The organism is Streptomyces sp. NPDC001194, from assembly GCF_042896985.1.
Lineage (GTDB): Bacteria > Actinomycetota > Actinomycetes > Streptomycetales > Streptomycetaceae > Streptomyces.
Genome location: NZ_JBIAXU010000024.1, coordinates 25,312 through 45,773, shown reverse-complemented (window position 1 = coordinate 45,773; position 20,462 = coordinate 25,312). Strand labels below are relative to the sequence as shown.

Here is a 20,462-nt window from a genome sequence, read left to right as displayed (position 1 = left end):
CCTCGTCACCTCGACCCCTGGCGGATCAACGCACCCGGTCCTGCGCCTATGGTTGCTCCCAGCACTCCCAGGACCACCCTGCCCCTCTAAGGACAGCGATGCCCGCCAACGAAACCGCTCCTCCCGCCAAGAAGAGGGGACGACGCGCCCGTCTGATCGTGCTCGTGCTGGTCCTGGCGCTCCTGTCGGGCTTCGGGTACGGGACGTACTGGAGCATGGACAACGTCCGTGCCTCGTTCCCCCAGGCCACCGGCACCCTCAAGGTCCCCGGCCTGACCGGGACCGTCGAGGTCAAGCGCGACTCCCACGGCATTCCCCAGCTCTACGCCGACAACGACGACGACCTCTTCCGCGCGCAGGGCTTCGTCCACGCCCAGGACCGCTTCTGGGAGATGGACGTCCGCCGCCACATGACCTCCGGCCGGCTCTCCGAGATGTTCGGGCCCGACCAGGTCGAGACCGACGCCTTCCTGCGCACGCTCGGCTGGCGCCAGGTCGCGCAGGCCGAGTACGACACGAAGCTGTCGGCCGAGACGAAGAAGTACCTGCAGGCCTACGCCGACGGGGTCAACGCGTACCTGAAGGGGAAGTCCGGCAAGGACCTCTCCGTCGAGCACGCCACCCTCAAGCTCAGCGACGACTACCAGCCCGAGCAGTGGACGCCCGTGGACTCGGTGGCCTGGCTCAAGGCGATGGCCTGGGACCTGCGCGGCAACATGCAGGACGAGATCGACCGCGCGCTGATGTCCAACAAGCTCACGCAGGCGCAGATCGACGAGCTCTACCCGCCGTACCCCTTCGACCGCAACAAGCCGATCGTCGACGCCGGCAAGATCGAGAGCGGGAAGTACGCCCCCCAGGGCGCGGCCGCGGGCTCCCCCGGCACGGGCTCCAACAAGGGCTCCGGCGGCAGCACCAGCGGCTCCCAGGCCTCGGTCAACGGTTCGCAGGTCTCGACCGGCGGTTCGCCGTCCACGCCCACCGGCCTCGCGGACGACACCACCGCCCAGGGCGCCACCGTGGGCCTGCGCAACTCGCTGACCTCCCTCGCCAAGACCCTGGACAAGGTCCCGGCGATCCTCGGCCCCAACGGCAGCGGCATCGGCTCGAACTCCTGGGTCGTCTCCGGCCAGTACACGACCACCGGCAAGCCGCTGCTCGCGAACGACCCGCACCTGTCCCCGCAGCTGCCCTCGGTCTGGTACCAGATGGGCCTGCACTGCCGCACGGTCTCCAACCAGTGCAAGTACGACGTCGCCGGCTACACCTTCTCCGGCATGCCCGGCGTGGTCATCGGCCACAACGCCGACATCGCCTGGGGCATGACCAACCTCGGCGCCGACGTGACCGACCTCTACCTGGAGCAGGTCAAGCCCGAGGGCTACGTCTACGACAACAAGGTGGTCCCCTTCACGACCCGTGAAGAGGTCATCAAGATCGCGGGCGGCAAGAGCAAGAAGATCACCGTCCGCACGACCAACAACGGCCCGCTGATCTCCGACCGCAGCGACGAGCTCGGCACGGTCGGCAGCCGCGCCCCCGTCTCCAGCTCGGCCCCCGACCGCGGCAACGGCTACGCCGTCGCCCTGCGCTGGACCGCCCTGGACCCCGGCAAGTCGATGGACGCGGTCTTCAGCCTCGACCGGGCCAAGGACTTCGCGGGCTTCCGCGCCGCCGCCCGCGACTTCGAGGTCCCCTCGCAGAACCTGATCTACGCCGACAACAAGGGCCCCTCCGGCAACATCGGCTACCAGGCCCCGGGCCGCATCCCGATCCGCGGCGCCGGCGACGGCCGCATGCCGGCCCCGGGCTGGGACTCCAAGTACGCCTGGAAGGGCGGCAAGGACGGCAACGCGGGCTACATCCCGCAGGACGAGATGCCGTACGACTACAACCCGGCGCGCGGCTACATCGTCACCGCCAACCAGGCGGTCGTGGAGAGCGGTACCGGCGCGGGCAAGTACCCGTACGTCCTGACCACCGACTGGGGCTACGGCGCCCGCAGCCAGCGGATCAACGACCTCATCGAGGCGAAGGTCAAGGACAACGGCAAGATCTCCACCGACGACATGCGCACCATGCAGATGGACAACAGCAGCGAGATCGCCGCGCTGCTGACCCCGATGCTGGCCAAGATCGAGGTCTCGGACCCGGACGTGCGCTCCGCGCAGAAGCTGCTGGAGGGCTGGAACTACACGCAGGAGCCCGACTCGGCGGCGGCCGCGTACTTCAACGCGGTCTGGCGCAACATCCTCAAGCTGTCCTTCGGCGACAAGATGCCGAAGGAGCTGCGGATCGAGGGCAGCTGCATGAACGTCCAGGAGGAGAGCAGCGGTCCGGTCGACGACCTCGCCAAGACGGTGCGCGAGTGCGGTGCGCGCGACGCCGACTCGGCGCAGCCGGACGGCGGCGACCGCTGGTTCGAGGTGGTGCGCCGCCTGGTCAAGGACGAGAAGTCGGCCTGGTGGCAGACGCCCGCCGCCCGCAACCAGCCGGCGACCACCACCCGCGACCAGCTGTTCGCGCGGGCCATGAAGGACGCCCGCTGGGAGCTGACCGCCAAGCTCGGCAAGGACCAGTCCACCTGGAGCTGGGGCCGCCTGCACCAGCTGACCTTGAAGAACCAGACCATCGGCACCGGCGGCCCCGGCTTCATGCAGTGGCTCCTCAACCGCGGCCCGTGGAACCTGGGCGGCGGCGAGGCCACCGTGAACGCGACCGGCTGGAACGCCTCCAGCGGGTACGGGGTCACCTGGGTCCCGTCGATGCGCATGGTCGTGAACCTCAACGACCTGGACAAGTCGCGCTGGATCAACCTGACCGGCGCCTCGGGCCACGCGTACCACGACAACTACACGGACCAGACGACGATGTGGGCCAAGGGCGAGCTGCTGGACTGGCCCTTCGGCAAGGAGGCCGTGGACAAGGCGACCACGGAGACCCTCACGCTCAAGCCGTGACGGCCCTCAGGCCGTGAACCTGACCACCCCCGACGGGGTGGCCACCGCCTGGACGGGGTGGTCGTGCGGTTCCTCCGGGACCCGCGCGACCACCTCTTCGTCGTAGAGGAGCACGACCAGCGCGGGGTGCGCCCCGGCATGCGCCAGGCGCGCCAGCACCCGGTCGTACGAGCCCCCGCCGCGCCCCAGGCGCATGCCGCGCCCGTCCACGGCCAGCCCGGGCAGCAGGACGGCGTCGGCGGCGGTGACCGCGTCCGGCCCGAGCCGCGGCCCGGCCGGCTCCAGCAGGCGCATCTTCCCGGGGTGCGCGGCCTCGGCGAGGCTGCCGGGGCCTTCGTACGCGGCCCAGTCGAGGTCGTTGTCGGGCAGCAGGACGGGGAGCAGCACCCGCTTCCCGGCCGCGCGCAGGGCGTCCAGCAGATCGCGGGTGCCGGGTTCGGAGCCGACGGAGACGTACGCCGCCACCGTCCGGGCATCGGCCAGCTCGGGCAGTTCACAGGCGGAGCGGGAGAGCGCGCGGGCCGACGTGGGAAGGAATTCGGGGGGCAGGGCCCGGCGGGCGGCGAGGATCTCCCGGCGCAGCGCGGCCTTTTCGGACGGGTTCGGCGGTTTCTCTACCACAGCTGACTCTGAATTCCTTTCAAATCGGGGCAATGTCGGATCTATTTACCGGAATCAAGCCCGGAGCGGTCCGCGTGACCCACTATCGTTCTGCCCATGACTCAGTTGCACCCTGTGATCAAGAAGGCCGTGATCCCGGCCGCAGGTCTCGGTACCCGCTTCCTTCCGGCGACGAAGGCGACGCCCAAGGAAATGCTCCCGGTCGTGGACAAGCCGGCCATCCAGTACGTGGTCGAGGAGGCCGTGTCGGCCGGCCTCGACGACGTCCTCATGATCACAGGACGTAACAAGCGTGCGCTCGAAGACCACTTCGACCGCAACTACGAGCTGGAATCGGCCCTCATCGCCAAGGGCGACGACGACCGCCTGAAGAAGGTCCAGGAGTCCAGCGACCTGGCCACCATGCACTACGTCCGCCAGGGCGACCCGCGGGGCCTCGGCCACGCCGTCCTGTGCGCCGAGCCGCACGTCGGCGACGAGCCCTTCGCCGTCCTCCTCGGCGACGACCTGATCGACCCGCGCGACCCGCTGCTGCGCCAGATGACCGACGTCCACGCCCGCACCGGCGGCACGGTCATCGCGCTCATGGAGGTCGACCCCGCCAACGTCCACCTCTACGGCTGCGCCGCCGTCGAGGCCACCGACGAGGAGGACGTCGTCCGCATCACCGGGCTCGTCGAGAAGCCCGACCCGGCGGACGCGCCCAGCAATTACGCGGTCATCGGAAGGTACGTCCTCCACCCCGCGATCTTCGACATACTGCGGGAGACCGAGCCGGGCCGCGGCGGGGAGATCCAGCTCACCGACGGCCTGCAGAAGCTGGCCGCCGACGAGAGCGTGGGCGGCCCGGTGCACGGCGTGGTCTTCCGGGGCCGCCGCTACGACACCGGGGACCGCGGGGACTACCTGCGGGCCATCGTCCGCCTCGCGTGCGAGCGTGAGGACCTGGGCCCGGAGTTCCGCACCTGGCTTCACCGTTACGTCACGGAGGAGATGTAGCACCTTGAGCAGCCGCGCACCGCAGGACACCGGCCACGCCGCCCAGCGTCTGTGGTCGGTCGACGAGCACCTCGCGGACGTCCTCGCCGCGATCCGGCCGCTGGAGCCCATCGAGCTCCAGCTGCTCGACGCCCAGGGCTGTGTCCTGGTCGAGGACGTCACCGTGCCCGTCGCGCTCCCGCCCTTCGACAACAGCTCCATGGACGGCTACGCCGTCCGGACGGCCGATGTCCAGGGTGCGAGCGAGGAGTTCCCCGCGGTGCTGACGGTGATCGGGGACGTGGCGGCGGGCAGCGGAGAGCTGCCCACCGTCGGCCCCGGGCAGGCCGCCCGCATCATGACCGGCGCCCCGCTGCCGCCGGGCGCGGAAGCCGTCGTGCCGGTCGAGTGGACCGACGGCGGCAGCGGCGGCGGCGCGGCCGCCGGCATGACCCCGGCCAGCGCGGCCCCCGAGGGCGCCGGCGGCGAAGTGCGGGTGCACCGGGCCGCCGAGGCGCGGGCCCACGTCCGCGCGCGCGGCAGCGACGTCCAGGCCGGGGACCTCGCGCTGGCCGCGGGCACCGTGCTCGGGCCGCCGCAGATCGCGCTGCTCGCCGCCATCGGGCGGGGCACCGTACGGGTGCGGCCGCGCCCGCGCGTGGTCGTACTCTCCACCGGCAGCGAGCTGGTCCAGCCGGGCGAATCGCTGGCCGCGGGGACGATCTACGACTCGAACAGCTTCGCGCTGGCCGCGGCCGCGCGCGACGCCGGGGCGATCGCCTACCGGGTCGGGGCCGTGGCCGACGACGCCGACACCCTGCGCTCCACCATCGAGGACCAGCTGATCCGGGCGGACCTGCTGGTCACGACGGGCGGGGTGAGCGTCGGCGCGTACGACGTGGTCAAGGAGGCGCTGACCTCGGTGGGCACGGCGGACGAAGAGGCCGACGGCGGGCGGATGGACTTCCGCAAGCTCGCCATGCAGCCCGGCAAACCGCAGGGCTTCGGCACGATCGGCCCCGACCACACCCCCCTGCTGGCCCTGCCCGGCAACCCGGTGTCCTCGTACGTCTCCTTCGAACTGTTCGTGCGTCCCGCGATCCGCGCGCTCATGGGCCTGGCGGACGTCAGCCGGCCCAGCGTGCGGGCCGTCCTGGAAGCCGACAAGGCGCTGGGCTCCCCGGCCGGCCGCCGCCAGTTCCTGCGCGGCAAGTACGACGCGCAGAGCGGCACGGTCAGCCCGGTCGGCGGATCGGGCTCCCACCTGATCGCGGCACTGGCCCACGCCGACTCCCTGATGGTCGTACCGGAGGACGTCACCTCGGTGGAGCCGGGGGCCGAGCTCGAAGTGGTCCTGCTCGGCTGAAGTACGGCCGGTGCGGGTAGCGTGTTGCACCACACAGGCCCTTGCGGGGCCCGGAGCGGGAGCGGCACGAACCTATGGCAGCGTTTTCCCGGGGGGCGACCCCCGGACCCCCTGAGCACAGCAGGCTGACGCACATCGACGAGGCCGGCGCGGCCCGGATGGTGGACGTCTCGGAGAAGGACGTCACGACGCGGACGGCACGGGCCAGCGGGCGCGTGCTCGTCTCCGCGCGGGTGATCGAGCTGCTGCGCGGCGAGGGCGTGCCCAAGGGCGACGCCCTCGCCACCGCGCGGATCGCCGGGATCATGGGCGCGAAGAAGACCCCCGACCTGATCCCGCTCTGCCACCCGCTCGCGGTGTCCGGGGTGAAGGTGGACCTGTCGGTCGCCGACGACGCCGTCGAGATCCTCGCCACCGTCAAGACGACCGACCGTACGGGAGTCGAGATGGAGGCGCTGACGGCCGTGGCCGTCGCCGGCCTCACCGTGATCGACATGGTGAAGGCCGTCGACAAGGGCGCCGTCATCACGGACGTCCGGGTGGAGGAGAAGACCGGCGGCAAGTCCGGCGACTGGAGCCGCGCGTGAACGCCCCGCGCGGCGGCGACGCCTTCAGCCGCGTGAGCGCGGCCGCCGGTTCGTCCGCGGCCGCCCGGGCGGCCGGGCCGGACGCGGCGGGGGCGCCCCCGGAATCCGGGCGCGCCCTGCGCGGGCTCGTGGTCACCGCCTCGAACCGCGCCTCGGCGGGCGTGTACGCCGACCGGGGCGGGCCGCTGCTGGCCGAGGGGCTGGAGAAGCTCGGCTTCGCGGTGGACGGCCCGCGGGTCGTGCCCGACGGGGACCCGGTCGAGCAGGCGCTGCGCGAGGGGGTGGCCGCCGGGTACGACGTCATCCTGACCACCGGCGGCACGGGCATCTCGCCGACCGACCGCACCCCGGACGCCACGGCGCGGGTGCTGGACTACGAGGTCCCCGGCATCCCGCAGGCCATCCGCGCCGAGGGCCTGGCGAAGGTGGCGACCGCGGCCCTCTCCCGGGGGCTGGCGGGAGTGGCCGGGCACACCCTGATCGTGAACCTGCCGGGTTCGACGGGCGGGGTGCGCGACGGACTGGCCGTCCTGGCCCGGATCCTGCCGCACGCCGTGGACCAGATCCGGGGCGGCGACCACCCCAGACCGGCGGAGCCCTCCGGGAGCGCGAGCTGAACGGACCCACCTGGCCGGTGGTGCTCGGCGACGGCGACGTCACGCTCCGGCCGATAAAACTGCGGGACCAGAACGCGTGGCGCGAGGTCAACCGGCGCAACCGCGACTGGCTCCGGCCGTGGGAGGCGACGATTCCGCCGCCCGCGCCCTGGGGGCCGGTGATCCACCGGCCGACGTACCGCCAGATGGTCCGCCATCTGCGGGCCGAGGCGAACGCGGGGCGGATGCTGCCGTTCGTCATCGAGTACCGGGGTCGCCTCGTCGGCCAGCTGACGGTCGCCGGGATCACCTGGGGCTCGATGTGCGCGGGCCACGTCGGCTACTGGGTGGACCGCGAGGTGGCGGGCCGGGGCGTGATGCCGACGGCCGTCGCGCTCGCCGTGGACCACTGCTTCACGAAGGTCGGGCTGCACCGGATCGAGGTCTGCATCCGCCCGGAGAACGGGCCGAGCCGGCGGGTCGTGGAGAAGCTGGGCTTCCGCGAGGAGGGTCTGCGGCCGCGCTACCTCCACATCGACGGCGCGTGGCGCGACCACCTCGTGTACGCGCTGACGGCGGAGGAGGTCCCGGAGGGACTGCTGCGCCGCTGGCACCGCGCTCGCGCATAAACGAATAACTGTTCGAATTAATGGGGGTCGCGGCCGATTCGCCCATAACCTGATCCGAAGAATCACAAAAAAAGTCCGTGATATCAGCCGGTTCGCGCGACACACCGGCCCAATTGGCGGATCCGCCCGGCCGCGCCCCTCTACGGTGTGAGGTGTGAGCAGCAGCGGCCTCATCTACGCAGTCATTGTCGGGGCCTGGGCCGCCTACTTGGTGCCCATGTGGCTCCGGAGGCAGGACGAGCTGAACGAAGCCCGTCCGACGGAACGCTTCTCCACTGCCATTCGGCTGCTTTCCGGCCGGGCGGGAATGGAGCGCCGTTACGCCAAGGGGCTGCGTGAACGCGGCGACCAGGAGGCCGGTCCCGAGCACCGCGCGGACCCGGACGCCGCGACGGAAACGGTGAATTCCGTGGACGCCGACGCCCGGGCCGTCGCCGTACCCCCGACCAGGGCGGAGCCGAGGTCGGCCGTGGCGGAGCGGCACCGGCGCGAGCAGCGCCTCCAGGTGCTCGCGCGTCGCCGGCGTACCACCGCGCTCCTCTTCCTGGTCTTCACGCTCGGCGCGATCGTCGCCGCGGTCGGCGGCCTGGGCTACCTCTGGGCGCCCGCCGTGCCGGCCCTGCTGCTGAGCGCGTACATCGTGCACCTGCGGGTCCAGGAGCGGCGCCGCTACGAGTTCACGATGGACCGGCGGCGCGCGGAAGCCGCCGCCCGGCAGCTGCGCGAGAACCGCCCGCGCCGCCGCGAGCCCGAGGCGGCCGCCGGATCCGAACCGGACCCCGCGCCACCGGTCTCCCCGCAGGAGGCCGGACGGCGCGCGCTGGTCGAGCAGACCGACCACGCGGAGTGGGTGGACCAGCAGCGCGAGCGCGAACGCGGCCCCGCCCGCGGTGACAGCTGGGAGCCGGTCCCGGTCCCGCTGCCGACGTACGTGACGGCCCCGGTCGCCCCGCGCGCCACCGGCCCGGTGACCCCGGACGCCTGGAGCGCGACCCGCTCCAGCACGGCCGAGCCGACCGACCCCCGACTGCGCGCCCAGCCCTCGCCGGCCGCGAAGCCCGAGGCGAAGACGGACCAGAAAGCGGACCAGATGCCGGAGCAGAAGGGCCACCCGAACGCCCGCCCGCGCGGACAGGGCCGCGGCCGCACGCCGCTGTTCGATCAGTACGAGAGCGACGACCGCCCCCGCGCCGCGAACGAGTGACCGGACCTGCGCGGACGCTCCCCGGTATCGGTTTTGGAGCACCAGCGCGGGGATGCTAATGTTTCACACGTCGCAAGGGCCTGTGGCGCAGTCTGGTAGCGCACCTCGTTCGCATCGAGGGGGTCTGGGGTTCAAATCCCCACAGGTCCACAAACGACAGTTCGCGGGTAGCTCCCGAGAACGTCATGAAATCCCGTCCGGTCGGAAGACCGGGCGGGATTTCGGCGTTTGGTCACGTCGACGGCCGCCCGTGGCAACCGGCACGTGCCGGCCGGACCGTGATGCCCCAACGGGTGGACCACCACCAGCGCCTGCTTCCCGGGTCCGTTAATCCCCTTGGGTTCCTCGTGTGGGCGGTGGTTAGATTCCGGCTGCCCGCAACCCGTGTGATGGTCATCCGGGTCGGGCCGTTTGACCTGGGGGATTCATGACTTTGCTGCCGATCGGCAGAAGAGTGCGGGAAAGACGGGGGAGAGGCCGCGGAGCGATTGCCTCCGGCGCCCTGCTGCTCGCCGCACTGACCGCGTTCACCGGCCAGACCGGATCCGCGTTCGCGGCCGCCGCGCCGCCCGTGGCCGCCGCCTCACCGCAGTCCGAGCCGGCCGCGCCGGCCCCGGCCGGGCCCAAGGCGCCGCCGAAGGCGGACCCGAAGGCCGACCACGAGGCCGCCGTGCGGGCGCTGCGCCAGAGCGGTGTCGCCGGGGACTGCCCGGCGGCGCTCGCGCCGCACACGACCGTCAACTGCACGGTGGAGCCGAACAAGACCGCGTCGTTCGCGCTCACCCTCCCGCAGCAGAAGGACCTGGTGCTGCTCCAAGCCGTCTCTGCCCAGGGGTCCGTCTACTCCAAGCTCGTGGGGCCGGACGGCGCCGCGGTGACCTGTGAGCCCGCCTTCGGCAGCAGCTTCGGGTACGGGGCCCAGCGCTGCGCCACCGCCAAGGCGGGCGCGTACACCCTGCAGGTCTGGAGCAACAGCGGTTCGCAGAACGACATCTCGGTGTCGTACGTCCCGCTGCTCTCCTCCACCTCCTGCAAGGCGGTGGGCGCCGCCGACCGCAAGCTCGGTGCGCCGACCGTGTTCCACGGTGCACCGCCCGCCGGCTCGGCGGGCGAATGCTACACGCTGGACCTGGCCGCGAACGACGTACTGCGCGGCTACGCCTCCACCTACCGGGTCACCCAGAGCGTCTACGACGCCACCGGCGCGCAGATCTGCTCCTCCCGGGACCACGAGGGCGAGGCGCTCGACTGCAAGCTCACGGGCACCGCGCCGTACCGGATGTCGGTGCTGCAGTTCTCCGGGGCGGCCGAGACCTACGACCTCACGGTGGCCCGGCTCTCCAGGCCCGAGGGCTGCACCGTGGTGGAGCCGCAGGCGTTCGGGGTCTCCCCGGACCTGAGCTCCACGGCGCGCTGCCGCACCCTGCGGGTGTCGCAGGCAGGCGCGTACTCCTTCGAGCCGGTCTCCGCCGGTTCCGCCCCCTACGGCGGGCTGTTCGCGGCCGACGGTGCACCGGTGGCCGGCTGCGCGCAGGGCGCCTGCGACCTGCCCCCCGGTGACCACAGCTGGGTGGCCGACCCCCGCAGCGCCGACGCCGGCGCCTTCGGGATGGCCTTCCTCTCCACCAAGGAGGCCCGGGGCTGCACCGCGACCCACGACAACGGGCTGGTCGCCGGCCCGGCCACGGGCACGTTCGGCGGAGCCGGGCAGAGGCTGTGCCTGACGCTGCCGACCGCCACCGGCAAGGGCGTCTACCTGCTCAACCGGCCGCCCGCCGAGGGCACCGACGCCACCGTCGTGGTCTACGACGCCTCCGGCGCCAAGCAGTGCGAGGACGACGCCCGCGCCTACGCCGTCTGCAAGCTGACCGGTACCGCGCCGTTCCGCGCGGTGCTCAGCGGCACGCCGTCCCAGGCGTACGGGCTGGTCATCCACCGGACCGGGGAGACCGCGGGCTGCACCACCTGGCAGCAGACGGGCTTCGACGGCACCTGGGGCGCCGAGGTCTCGCAGACCCCGGCCGACCCGATGCGCTGCCTGGCCATCGCGGCGGACCGGCACTCCACCGCGGAGATGCTCGACTACGCCAACCTGAACAACAAGGTGAACGCGTCGGTCCAGGTGGTCGACCCCGCCGGTACCACGGTCTGTTCCACGGCCGGTTCGTCCACGACCGTGTGCGCTCTCGCGGCCGGCGTCCCGCACACGGCGATGCTGATCCTGTCCGGCTGGCAGCCGGACACGTACAAGCTGGTGCGCCGGGACGTCTCGGCGACCGCGAAGTGCCTCACGCCGTCCTCGACCGCCGTCGGCGGCAAGTCGACCCCGCTCGACCTGACCTCCGCGCTCGACGCCCGCTGCGTCCGGGTCACCGCAGCGGCCACGGACAAGATCTGGCTGAGTTCCCGGTCGCTCGGGGACCCGCGCTACGAGCCCTCCACCCTGATGATGGCGGTCGACGCCGACGGCAAGTACGTCTGCCGCCAGTGGGGCGTCTCCTGCCGGGTCACCGGTTCGACCTCGTACCTCGCGGTCGTGCTGGCCTCCGGCTACACGGACAAGCCGATCCACGCCGACGTGGACACCTGGAGGGTGGGCACGGCGGCCGGCTGGGCGCCCGAGTGCACCGCCCACCCCGTCTCGGTCAACGGCTTCCCGGCGCGGAGCGGGGTGCTCTCCGAGTCCTCGGCGGGCTACTGCGCCGTGGTCGACGTGAAGCCCGATCAGGCGTTCAAGGTCGCCGGCACCACCAGCACGGCCACCAGCGAGAACCCGTCGCTGAGCCTGCACGGCGCCGCTCAGTGGACGAGTACGGGCTCCGAGTTCCAGTGCAACCAGTCGTGGGGCGTGTTCGGTGCCCGGTGCCTGACCCTCGGGAACGCCGAGGCCGGCCGGGCCGTTCTCCTGCTGAGTGCCGCTCGCAGTGCCACGCCCGTGGAGTTCAGCATGCAGGGACTGTGCGACTCCGAGTGCGTCCGCCCGCAGCCGGGGGCCCTGCCCGCGTCGATCAGCCCCGCGACCGGCGCCGCCGGGACGCAGACCCACGCCGTCGTCCGCGGGACGGGGCTCACCCTGGACAGCAAGATCCATCTGGTGCGCAGTGACGTCGGGGGCGATCCGAGGCCGGTCATGAAGGTGCTCTCCGTGAACGCCGACGGCACCGCCCTCGATGTGCTGGTCGACACCAACGGGCTGGAGCCGGGCACCTACGACGTGGTGCGCGACGGCTACGTGTCCACTCCCGGAGTGCCCTCTCCGGGCTACCTGCCGAAGGCGTACACGGTGACGGCGGCCGCGACCGCGGCGAAGAGCCGGTTCGTGCCGATCACGCCCTCTCGGTTCCTGGACACGCGCGACGGCACCGGGGCGACGAAGGCCCGGGTCGGTCCGGGTGGTGTGGTCACCCTCCAGGTGGCCGGTGTGAAGGGCGTCCCGGCGAGCGGGGTGACCGCGGTGGTCATGAACGTGACCGCCGTCAACCCGACCGAGGCCGGGCACGTGATGGTCTACCCGAGCGGGCAGCCGAAGCCCGCGGTGTCGAACCTCAACTTCTCGGCCGGGCAGATCGTTCCCAACCTGGTGACGGTGCCGGTCGTGAACGGCAAGGTGGACCTGCGCAACAACGCCGGTTCGGTGGACCTGATCGCGGACGTGACCGGGTACTTCACCGACAAGGCCGCGACGGGCTCGGCATTCACGCCGATCACGCCGTCACGGTTCCTGGACACGCGTGACGGCACCGGGGCCAACAAGGCCCGGGTCGGTTCCGGTGGGGTCGTGACCCTCCAGGTGGCCGGTGTGAAGGGCGTCCCGGCGAGCGGGGTGACCGCGGTGGTCATGAACGTGACCGCCGTCGACCCGACCGAGGCCGGGCACGTGACCGTCTACCCGAACGGGCAGGCGGCCCCGGGGGTGTCGAACCTCAACTTCACCGCCGGGCAGGTCGTCCCCAACCTGGTGACCGTTCCGGTCGTCAACGGCAAGGTCGACCTGCGCAACAACTCGGGCTCGGTGGACCTGATCGCCGACGTCACGGGCTACTACTCGGCGAACGGGTCGACGTTCTCGGCCGGTTCCCCGGTGCGGCTGCTCGACACCCGTACCGGCACCGGCGCCCGCGCCGGGGCGGTCGGCCAGGGCGGCGTCGTCAGCCTCAAGGCCGCCGGGGTCGAGGGCGTGCCGCTGACCGGGGTGACCGCGGTCGTGCTGAACGTGACCGTCACCAACCCGACCCAGGACGGTCACCTCATCGTCCAGCCGCACGGGGTCGCGCGTCCCAACGTGTCGAACCTCAACTTCACGGCCGGACAGACCGTTTCCAACCTGGTCGTGGTCCCGGTCGTGGACGGTCGGGTGACCTTCTACAACAACACCGGTTCCGCCGACGTGATCGCCGACCTGAACGGGTTCTTCACTTCCTGACCCGGATCGGCACCGCCTGACGGGAGATCCCGTCCGATCGCACCGGTCGGGCGGGATCTTCCGTTTGCGCGGACTGCTCGCAGAATGGACCCATGGCGATCTTCGACGGTGGGACGCGGCAGGCCTGGGGCGCACTGGGCGGGGCGGACGAGCTGGTGGGGCGGGTCGGCTACCGGGGTGTGAGCGGGCTGGGGGAAGGGCCGCTGCCGGTACGGGAACTGGCGCGGGCCACCGTCGGCGTGTGCGCGCTGGCCGCCGCGGAGCTGGCCGCCGTACGGGCCGGGGGCTCGGCGGACGACGTGGAGCCGCTGGTGGTGGACGAGGGGGCCGTGGCCACCGCGTTCGTCAGCGAGCGGCACCTGCGGGTCGGGGGACGCGAGCCGGTGACCTTCGCGCCGCTGTCCGGGTTCTGGCGGGCGGCGGACGGATGGGTGCGGACGCACGCCAACTACCCGCATCACCGGGCCGCCCTGGTGCGGGCGTTGGGACTGCCGTCCGCGACGCCCGAGGCGCTGCGGGACGCGGTGGCGGGGCGCGGAGCCGTCGAGGTGCAGGAGCTGGTGTACGGGGAGGGCGGTCTGGCGGTCGCCGTCGCGGGCGGGTACGGGGATCCGCAGCCGCTGGTGGAGGTGGGGGAGTTCGGGGGCGCGGGGAGCGCGGGCCGGGCGCTCGGGCCGGGGGCGCTCCCCTCGCTGCCCGCGGCCGGGGTGCGGGTGCTGGACCTGACCCGGGTCATCGCGGGGCCGGTGGCGACGCGGACGCTCGGGCTGCTGGGGGCGGACGTGCTGCGGATCGACCCGCCGCGGCTGCCGGAGTCGGACGACGCGTACGCGGACACCGGGTTCGGGAAGCGGTCGGCGCTGCTGGACCTCGCGGACGCGGGGGAGCGGGCCGTCTTCGAGGGGCTGCTGGCCGGGGCCGACGTGGTGGTGACCGGGTACCGGCCGGGGGCGCTGGAGCGGTACGGGCTCGGCGCGGACGAGCTGCTGGAGCGGCGGCCGGGGCTGGTGGTGGCGCAGCTGTGCGCGTGGGGGTGGCAGGGGCCGTGGGCGGGGCGGCGGGGGTTCGACTCGCTGGTGCAGGCGGGGTACGGGGTGGCCGCGGCGTACGGGGACGGGGCCTCGGGGGCGCCGGGGGTGCTGCCGGCGCAGGCGCTGGATCACGGGACCGGGTACCTGGCGGCGGCGGGCGTGCTGAGGGCGCTGGCCGCGGGGGGCGGGCGGTCTTTGCGGTTCTCGCTGGCGGGGACGGCGTCGTGGCTCGTACGGGAGGTTCCGGCGGAGGCCCCCGCCGCTCCCCCGGGGCGGGCGTACGCGGCGGAGCCGTGGCTGCGGGAGGCGGACTCGGGGTACGGGGTGCTGCGGTACGCGGGGTCGCCGCTGCCCTTCGGGCAGTGGGGGCGGGGTCCGTCCCGGTGGGGGACGGACCGGGCGCAGTGGCTCCCGCGGTAGCCCCGCCGGGCCGCAGCGGCGGCCCGGAGCCCGCGCAGCGGTGCGGGGGGCGCGTCAGGGGAGGAGCGGTTTGGCCATGCAGCGGCTCGATTCGTAGTCGCGGTAGTGGCCGAACTTCGCGGAGAGGGCGTAGCCCGAGGAGAAGTAGAGGGATATCGCCTCCGGTTGCCGGTCTCCCGTCTCCAGGACCATGCGGGTGCGGCCCGCGGCGCGGGCGTCGGCCTCCAGTTCGGCCAGGATGCGCCGGGCCAGGCCCAGGCCCCGGGCCTCGGGGATCACGTACATGCGCTTGAGCTCGGCGTCGCCGTCCGAGTAGCCCTCGTCGTTCTCGTCCTGGCTGCGCCAGCCGCCGCTGGCCACGGGTGCGCCCGCGGCGTCGTACGCCAGCAGGTACAGGCCCTTCGGCGGGGCGAACATCGCCGGGTCGAGGGGTGTGACATCGCCCTCACCGCCGTAGAGCACCTGGTACCGGAGCTGGACCTGGTCGTTGAGTTTGAGCGCGTCCGGGTGGTCGTACGGCACGATCCGGAGCTCTATCCCGTGAGACATCGGAACATCGTACGGAACGCTCCCGTTATCGTGCGGGGATGCTCACTGTGACCTCCGTGAATGTGAATGGGATCCGCGCAGCCGCCAAGAAGGGCTTCTCCCCGTGGCTGGCCGGGTCGGACGCCGACGTGGTCTGCCTGCAGGAGGTGCGGGCCGAGGAGGGGCAGATCCCGGAGGAGGTCCGCAGGCCCGACGGCTGGCACACCGTGTTCGCGCCGGCCGCCGCCAAGGGTCGTGCCGGGGTCGCGCTCTACACGCGCCGCGAGCCCGACCGGGTGCAGGTGGGTTTCGGGAGCGCGGAGTTCGACACGAGCGGGCGCTACCTGGAGGTGGATCTTCCGGGCGTCACCGTCGCCAGCCTCTACCTGCCCTCCGGCGAGGCCGGGACCGAGAAGCAGGACGAGAAGTACCGGTTCATGGCGGAGTTCCTGCCCTACCTGGAGGCGCTGAAGGCGCGCGCCGCCGCCGACGGGCGCGAGGTCGTCGTCTGCGGTGACTGGAACATCTGCCACAACGAGGTCGACCTCAAGAACTGGAAGACCAACCGCAAGAACGCCGGCTTCCTGCCCGAGGAGCGGGAGTGGCTCGGGGAGGTCTACGGCACCGCCGGGTACGTGGACGTCGTACGGAGCCTGCACCCCGACGCCGAGGGACCGTACTCCTGGTGGTCCTACCGCGGGCGGGCCTTCGACAACGACGCCGGGTGGCGCATCGACCTCCAGGTCGCGACCCCGGGGCTGGCCGCCAAGGCCGTGAAGGCGTTCGTCGAGCGGGCCGAGACGCACCCGGAGCGCTGGTCCGACCACGCGCCCGTGACGGTGGTCTACGAACTGGGGTCCTGAGCCCCCGAGGCCAGGAGGCGGTCCATCGCCATGGTGAGCTCCGCCTCCACCACGCTCTTCGCGAGGGGGCGCAGCCGCGGCAGCGCCTCCTCCGTCAGATGGGCGGAGATCAGCTCCGTGAACAGGGCCGCCATCGCGTCCGCGTGCTCGCGCACCCGGCGGCCGGTCTCCAGCACCGCCGCGAGCGGGACGCCTTCGCGGACCAGTGCCGAGGAGACGTCCAGCAGGCGGCGGCTGACGTGCACGATCGCGTCGCCGTCGGTGGCGAGGTAGCCGAGGTCGAGGGAGGCCGCCAGGTTCTCCGGGGTGACCTCGCCCTCGAAGTAGTCGGCGAGGGCCTCGGGCGTCAGCCGTACCGGGGTCTCCTCGGACCAGCCGATGCCGAGCAGTTCGCCGAGCTGGCCGACGTCGCGCCCGTTCTCGAAGGCGGCGGTCAGCTCGGCGATGCCGCCGAGGGTGTGGCCGCGCTCCAGCAGGGCGGCGATGGTGCGCAGCCGGGCCAGGTGGTGCTCGTCGTACCAGGCGATCCGGCCTTCGCGGCGGGGCGGCGGGAGGAGCTTGCGCTCGCGGTAGAAGCGCAGGGTGCGGACGGGGATGCCGGCCGCCTCGGCCAGTTCCTCCGTACGGTATTCACGCACTGTCGTCCCCGCTTCCGTGTCTTCCACAGGCGCAGCCTATGGCGTACCGACAGTAACTTTCCGGGCGTGACCTCTACCCATGAGTACGGAGCTGCTCTAGTCTCCGATTGTGCCAGTGATTGCTGGCAGTGTTGCGCTGTGGGGCTGCGGAAGGCGGCGGGCATGAGCGGTGGCATGGGCGGGCGCGAGCACGTACGAGTGGCGGTGATCGGGTCCGGGTTCGGCGGACTGGGCGCGGCCGTACGGCTGCGGCGCGAGGGGATCACGGACTTCGTCATCCTGGAACGGGCCGATTCCGTGGGCGGGACCTGGCGGGACAACAGCTATCCCGGGTGCGCCTGCGACGTACCCTCCCATCTCTATTCCTTCTCCTTCGCGCCCAATCCCGACTGGCCGCGGACCTTCTCGGGGCAGCCGGCCATCCGCGCGTACCTGGAGCACGTCGCCGACACCTTCGGGCTCCGGCCGCACCTGCGGCTGAACTCCGAGGTCCGGATGGCGCGCTGGGACGCCGACCGGCTGCGCTGGGAGATCGAGACCTCGGCCGGCGAGCTCACCGCCGACGTCGTCGTGTCCGCGACCGGGCCGCTGTCCGACCCGAAGATGCCGCAGATCCCGGGGCTCGCCGAGTTCCCCGGCAAGGTCTTCCACTCCGCGCGCTGGGACCACGACTACGACCTGCGCGGCAAGCGCGTCGCCATGATCGGCACCGGCGCCTCGGCCATCCAGATCGTGCCGGCCATCGCCCCCGACGTGCAGCGGCTCACGCTGTTCCAGCGGACCCCGCCGTGGGTGATGCCGCGCACCGACCGCGCCATCACCGGCGCGGAGCGCTGGCTGCACCGCCAGCTGCCGTTCACCCGGGCGGCCCGCCGGGGGCTGCTCTGGGGGATCCGGGAGCTCCAGGTCAGCGCCTTCACCAAGCGGCCGAACCAGCTCGGACTCATCGAATCGCTGGCCAAGGCCAACATGGCGCGTTCGATCAAGGACCCGGCGCTGCTGGCCAAGCTGACGCCCTCGTACCGGATCGGCTGCAAGCGGATCCTGCTCTCCAGCGAGTACTACCCGGCGCTGGCCCGCCCCAATGTCGACCTGGTCGCCTCCGGGCTCAAGGAGATCCGGGGCTCGGTGCTGGTCGCCGCCGACGGGACGGAGACCGAGGTCGACGCGATCGTCTTCGGCACCGGCTTCCACGTCACGGACATGCCGATCGCGGACCGGGTGGTGGGCGCGGAGGGCCGGACCCTCGCGGACCACTGGAAGGACGGGATGCAGTCGCTGCGCGGGGCGACGGCGGCCGGGTTCCCGAACTGGATGACGGTCATCGGGCCGAACACGGGGCTCGGCAACAGCTCGATGATCCTCATGATCGAGTCGCAGCTGAACTACATGGCGGACTACCTGCGCCAGCTGAACGTACTGGGCGGGCGGGTCGCGCTCGCGGCCCGGCCATCGGCCGTGAACCAGTGGAACCGGCAGGTCCAGACCCGCATGGAGCGGACCGTGTGGAACACGGGCGGCTGCACCAGCTGGTACCTGGACGCGCAGGGCCGCAACACGACGGTCTGGCCGGGCACGACCGGCGAGTTCCGGAAGGAGACGCGGAGCGTGGACCTGTCCGAGTACGAGGTCGTCCGGCTCCGCGAGGCCGGGGCCGAACGGGTCCCCGCCGGCGCCGAAAGCACGGAGGGAGCCGCGTGAGCCGGCCCGCGTACGTCACCTCGGGGCGGTACGCCCCGCCCGCGGCCCGGCGGGAGCTCGTCGCGGTCTCCGCCGACGGGGCCCGGCTGCACGTGGAGGAGCACGGGGACGAGGGAGCGCCGGCCGTGGTGCTGGCGCACGGCTGGACCTGCTCCACCGCCTTCTGGGCCGCGCAGATCCGCGAGCTCGCCCGGGACCACCGGGTCATCGCGTACGACCAGCGCGGGCACGGGCGCAGCCCCGCCGCCTCCCGCTACGGCACCGACGCCCTCGCCGACGACCTCGTGGCGGTCCTCGGGGCCGCCCTGGCCCCCGGGGAGCGGGCGGTCGTCGCCGGGCACTCCATGGGCGGCATGACGATCATGGCGGCCGCGGGGCGGCCGGAGTTCGCCGAGCACACCGCCGCCGCGCTGCTGTGCAGCACCGGCAGCGCCCGGCTGGTCGCGGAGGCGCTGGTCGTGCCCCTGCGCCCGGGGCGCGTACGGACCCGTATCACCGGCGCGGTCCTCGGGGCGCGCGCCCCCCTCGGGCCCGTCACGCCGGTTGCCAAACGGGTGCTGAAGTACGCCACCATGGGCCCCGGGTCCGCGCCCGACAAGGTCGAGGCCTGCGCCCGTATCGTCCACGCCTGCCCCACCGGCGTCCGGCACGCCTGGTCCGAGGTGCTGGCCGGGCTGGACCTGGAGGCGAACCTCGCGGAACTCACCGTGCCCACCGCCGTGATCGGCGGCAAGAACGACCGGCTCACCCCGATCGTGCACGCCCGCGGACTGGCCGCGGCGCTGCCGCACTGCGTGGGGCTGACCGAGCTGACCGGCATGGGGCACATGACCCCGATCGAGGCTCCCGAGGCCGTCACCGACGCCGTACGCGAGCTGACCGTCCACGTGAAGCACCCGAAGGACCCGAAGCAACCGAAGCACCCGAAGCAGTCGAAGAACCTGAAGGAGAAGACGCCGTGAGCGCGAGCAGGAGTCTGGAAGGCCAGGTCGCCGTCGTCACCGGCGCGGCACGCGGGGTCGGCGAGCTCCTCGCCCGCAAGCTGTCCGCGCGCGGCGCGAAGGTGGCACTGGTGGGCCTGGAGCCGGAGGCCCTCAAGGAGGTCTCCGAGCGGCTGCACACCGACAGCGGGCACTGGCACGCCGACGTCACCGACCACGAGGCCATGGCCCGCGTCGCGCAGGAGGTCAAGCAGCGCTTCGGCAAGGTCGACATCGTCGTCGCCAACGCGGGTGTGGCCGCCGGCGGGCCGTTCGCCGAATCCGATCCCGAGGCCTGGCGCCGGGTGATCGAGGTGAACCTGATCGGCGGCGCCGTCACCGCCCGCGCCTTCCTCCCCGTACTGGCCGAGAGCCGCGGCTACTTCCTCCAGATCGCCTCGCTCGCCGCGATCACGCCGGCGCCGATGATGAGCGCGTACTGCGCCTCCAAGTCCGGCGTCGAGGCCTTCGCGCACTGCCTGCGCGCCGAGGTCGGCCACAAGGGGGTCAAGGTCGGGGTCGGCTACCTCTCCTGGACCGACACGGACATGGTGCGCGGCGCCGACCAGGACGAGGTCATGCGGGAGCTGCGGCAGCGGCTGCCGTGGCCGTCGAACCGCACGTACCCGCTGGGCCCGGCCGTGGACCGGATCGTCGCGGGCATCGAGCGGCGCTCGCCGCACGTGTACGCCCAGTGGTGGCTGCGCGGGATGCAGGGCGTGCGCGGCTACCTGCCCGGGATTATCGCGACGGTCGGGCAGCGGGAGATGAAGCGCTTCGAGCCCAGGCTGACGAGCGTCTCCCGGGGGCTGGTGGGCGCCGGAGGCGCCGCCGACGAGAAGGAGCGGGCGCTGGGCACGGAGCGTCATTGATCGAAATGCGAGCTTTGTCCCCTCGTGCAAATCTGGTCGCAGCCCGGTCCCCTACACCCCTCCAG

The 20,462-nt window shown here is 72.5% G+C and carries 16 protein-coding genes and 1 tRNA gene; 14 read left to right on the top strand and 3 right to left on the bottom strand.

Annotated elements, in window-relative coordinates:
• Positions 1-98: 98 nt before the first annotated feature.
• Entirely contained in the window at positions 99-2,960 is a 2,862-nt protein-coding gene (locus tag ACFY1T_RS32290) for a penicillin acylase family protein (RefSeq protein WP_390791339.1), read from the top strand.
• A 6-nt stretch (positions 2,961-2,966) separates the two neighbouring features.
• Here ACFY1T_RS32290 and ACFY1T_RS32285 read toward each other — a convergent pair whose 3' ends face one another.
• Positions 2,967-3,581: a 5-formyltetrahydrofolate cyclo-ligase gene (locus ACFY1T_RS32285; protein WP_390791338.1), complete on the bottom strand. Its 615-nt coding sequence runs from the start codon at positions 3,579-3,581 to the stop codon at positions 2,967-2,969.
• 96 nt (positions 3,582-3,677) lie between these two features.
• On the opposite strand from ACFY1T_RS32285, the gene galU reads away from it, so the two are divergent.
• The 9 genes from galU to ACFY1T_RS32240 all read left to right on the top strand — a co-directional run bounded on the left by galU (position 3,678) and on the right by ACFY1T_RS32240 (position 14,815).
• Positions 3,678-4,580, top strand: a complete 903-nt coding sequence (gene galU, locus ACFY1T_RS32280) for a UTP--glucose-1-phosphate uridylyltransferase GalU (RefSeq protein ID WP_383514882.1) — start codon at positions 3,678-3,680, stop codon at positions 4,578-4,580.
• Between the two features lie 4 nt (positions 4,581-4,584).
• Complete coding sequence (glp, locus tag ACFY1T_RS32275; RefSeq protein ID WP_051805594.1) at positions 4,585-5,925, top strand: gephyrin-like molybdotransferase Glp; 1,341 nt, start codon at positions 4,585-4,587, stop codon at positions 5,923-5,925.
• A 74-nt stretch (positions 5,926-5,999) separates the two neighbouring features.
• Entirely contained in the window at positions 6,000-6,512 is a 513-nt protein-coding gene (moaC, locus tag ACFY1T_RS32270; protein WP_390791337.1) for a cyclic pyranopterin monophosphate synthase MoaC, read from the top strand.
• A 116-nt stretch (positions 6,513-6,628) separates the two neighbouring features.
• Complete coding sequence (locus tag ACFY1T_RS32265; RefSeq protein ID WP_390791401.1) at positions 6,629-7,129, top strand: molybdenum cofactor biosynthesis protein B; 501 nt, start codon at positions 6,629-6,631, stop codon at positions 7,127-7,129.
• Between the two features lie 17 nt (positions 7,130-7,146).
• Positions 7,147-7,737, top strand: coding sequence for a GNAT family N-acetyltransferase (locus tag ACFY1T_RS32260; RefSeq protein ID WP_390791336.1), 591 nt, complete (start codon positions 7,147-7,149; stop codon positions 7,735-7,737).
• Between the two features lie 154 nt (positions 7,738-7,891).
• Positions 7,892-8,941 (top strand): hypothetical protein, encoded by a 1,050-nt coding sequence (locus ACFY1T_RS32255; protein ID WP_390791335.1) that lies wholly within the window; start codon positions 7,892-7,894, stop codon positions 8,939-8,941.
• A 76-nt stretch (positions 8,942-9,017) separates the two neighbouring features.
• Positions 9,018-9,091 (top strand) — tRNA-Ala (locus ACFY1T_RS32250).
• Between the two features lie 277 nt (positions 9,092-9,368).
• Entirely contained in the window at positions 9,369-13,364 is a 3,996-nt protein-coding gene (locus ACFY1T_RS32245) for a hypothetical protein (RefSeq protein ID WP_390791334.1), read from the top strand.
• 92 nt (positions 13,365-13,456) lie between these two features.
• Entirely contained in the window at positions 13,457-14,815 is a 1,359-nt protein-coding gene (locus ACFY1T_RS32240) for a CoA transferase (RefSeq protein ID WP_390791333.1), read from the top strand.
• 54 nt (positions 14,816-14,869) lie between these two features.
• Here the strand turns inward: ACFY1T_RS32240 and ACFY1T_RS32235 are convergent, their stop codons facing one another.
• The gene (locus ACFY1T_RS32235) at positions 14,870-15,364 is read right to left on the bottom strand and encodes a GNAT family N-acetyltransferase (protein ID WP_390791332.1); all 495 of its coding nucleotides are present in this window, start codon (positions 15,362-15,364) and stop codon (positions 14,870-14,872) included.
• A 38-nt stretch (positions 15,365-15,402) separates the two neighbouring features.
• Between ACFY1T_RS32235 and ACFY1T_RS32230 the strand changes: the two genes are divergently transcribed.
• Complete coding sequence (locus ACFY1T_RS32230; RefSeq protein ID WP_390791331.1) at positions 15,403-16,206, top strand: exodeoxyribonuclease III; 804 nt, start codon at positions 15,403-15,405, stop codon at positions 16,204-16,206.
• On the opposite strand, the gene ACFY1T_RS32225 is transcribed toward ACFY1T_RS32230, so the two are convergent.
• Positions 16,188-16,871: a MerR family transcriptional regulator gene (locus ACFY1T_RS32225; RefSeq protein ID WP_030865734.1), complete on the bottom strand. Its 684-nt coding sequence runs from the start codon at positions 16,869-16,871 to the stop codon at positions 16,188-16,190. The two genes, ACFY1T_RS32230 and ACFY1T_RS32225, sit on opposite strands and share 19 nt — an antisense overlap.
• A gap of 147 nt (positions 16,872-17,018) precedes the next feature.
• Here ACFY1T_RS32225 and ACFY1T_RS32220 point away from each other — a divergent pair, with 147 nt between their 5' ends.
• The 3 genes from ACFY1T_RS32220 to ACFY1T_RS32210 are packed head-to-tail and all read left to right on the top strand — an operon-like array spanning position 17,019 to position 20,397.
• On the top strand, positions 17,019-18,545 hold the full coding sequence (locus ACFY1T_RS32220) for a flavin-containing monooxygenase (protein WP_390791400.1): 1,527 nt from the start codon (positions 17,019-17,021) through the stop codon (positions 18,543-18,545).
• Positions 18,542-19,507 carry an alpha/beta fold hydrolase gene (locus ACFY1T_RS32215; RefSeq protein ID WP_390791330.1) on the top strand — a complete coding sequence of 322 codons (966 nt, stop codon included), beginning with the start codon at positions 18,542-18,544 and terminating at the stop codon, positions 19,505-19,507. Before ACFY1T_RS32220 ends, ACFY1T_RS32215 begins: the two co-directional genes overlap by 4 nt.
• Positions 19,504-20,397, top strand: a complete 894-nt coding sequence (locus tag ACFY1T_RS32210; protein WP_390791329.1) for an SDR family oxidoreductase — start codon at positions 19,504-19,506, stop codon at positions 20,395-20,397. The genes ACFY1T_RS32215 and ACFY1T_RS32210 overlap by 4 nt, the downstream gene beginning before the upstream one ends.
• The last annotated feature ends 65 nt before the right edge of the window (positions 20,398-20,462 follow it).

Bases quoted from the DNA above. Each gene is read 5' to 3' on its own strand.
- ACFY1T_RS32290 (WP_390791339.1), top strand. From the start codon at position 99: ATGCCCGCCAACGAAACCGCTCCTCCCGCCAAGAAGAGGGGACGACGC.
- galU (WP_383514882.1), top strand. From the start codon at position 3,678: ATGACTCAGTTGCACCCTGTGATCAAGAAGGCCGTGATCCCGGCCGCA.
- moaC (WP_390791337.1), top strand. From the start codon at position 6,000: ATGGCAGCGTTTTCCCGGGGGGCGACCCCCGGACCCCCTGAGCACAGC.
- ACFY1T_RS32245 (WP_390791334.1), top strand. From the start codon at position 9,369: ATGACTTTGCTGCCGATCGGCAGAAGAGTGCGGGAAAGACGGGGGAGA.
- ACFY1T_RS32240 (WP_390791333.1), top strand. From the start codon at position 13,457: ATGGCGATCTTCGACGGTGGGACGCGGCAGGCCTGGGGCGCACTGGGC.
- ACFY1T_RS32235 (WP_390791332.1), bottom strand. From the start codon at position 15,364: ATGTCTCACGGGATAGAGCTCCGGATCGTGCCGTACGACCACCCGGAC.
- ACFY1T_RS32230 (WP_390791331.1), top strand. From the start codon at position 15,403: ATGCTCACTGTGACCTCCGTGAATGTGAATGGGATCCGCGCAGCCGCC.
- ACFY1T_RS32220 (WP_390791400.1), top strand. From the start codon at position 17,019: ATGGGCGGGCGCGAGCACGTACGAGTGGCGGTGATCGGGTCCGGGTTC.